The sequence below is a fragment of the Vibrio sp. 1727 genome (genome assembly GCF_033344415.1).
Taxonomy (GTDB): Bacteria; Pseudomonadota; Gammaproteobacteria; order Enterobacterales; family Vibrionaceae; genus Vibrio; species Vibrio alginolyticus.
On record NZ_JAWPOT010000546.1, the window covers coordinates 1 to 557 of the forward strand.

Below are 557 nucleotides of genomic sequence, written 5' to 3' on the forward strand. Positions count from 1 at the left end.
CTTTATCCCCTTCTCGCACCTTTTGGCTCGCCATCGCAATTGAACTAATAGCCGGGCTGATGTCTTCTAAATACCGCGCGCCCGTATCCGATAGTGAAAGCTTGCGACCTTGGCGAATAAAAAGCGATTCGCCCAAATAATCTTCAAGTAAGCGAATCTGATGGCTCACCGCACTTTGCGTCACATTAAGCTCCTCGGCAGCAAGAGAGAAACTCAGATTTCTCGCAACAACTTCAAAACAGTGAACCGCTCGCAATGGTGGCAATTTCATTATCTAAAAATCTCATACTTAAACTAATAAATATCACTTCACTTCATCCTATGACATCACCTAATCTTTGGCAAAGAATGAGGAGAAAAATGTGAAAGTCACATCTGTCGGGGCAGCAATGCTGCTATTAATTGTCGGGAATCTTATTGCGGTGCTTTCGGACTCTTTGATCAAAAGTGTCGCGAATGAAGTGCCGATGTTTCAGTTTGTCTTTTTTCGACAAATATCAGCGGTTATGTTCCTCCTTCCTGTTTGTTTGTTAGCAAAACAAACCAACTTTATGGAA

At 42.5% G+C, this 557-nt stretch carries 1 protein-coding gene and 1 pseudogene; one reads left to right on the forward strand and one right to left on the reverse strand.

The genetic code is table 11. From position 1 onward, the window contains the following. Positions 1–271: LysR family transcriptional regulator (locus R8O10_RS26840; protein WP_318192177.1), on the reverse strand; the 271-nt coding region annotated here is incomplete at its 3' end. A 91-nt stretch (positions 272–362) separates the two neighbouring features. On the opposite strand from R8O10_RS26840, the pseudogene R8O10_RS26845 reads away from it, so the two are divergent. Next, positions 363–557: pseudogene (locus R8O10_RS26845) on the forward strand (EamA family transporter); the annotation flags it as partial.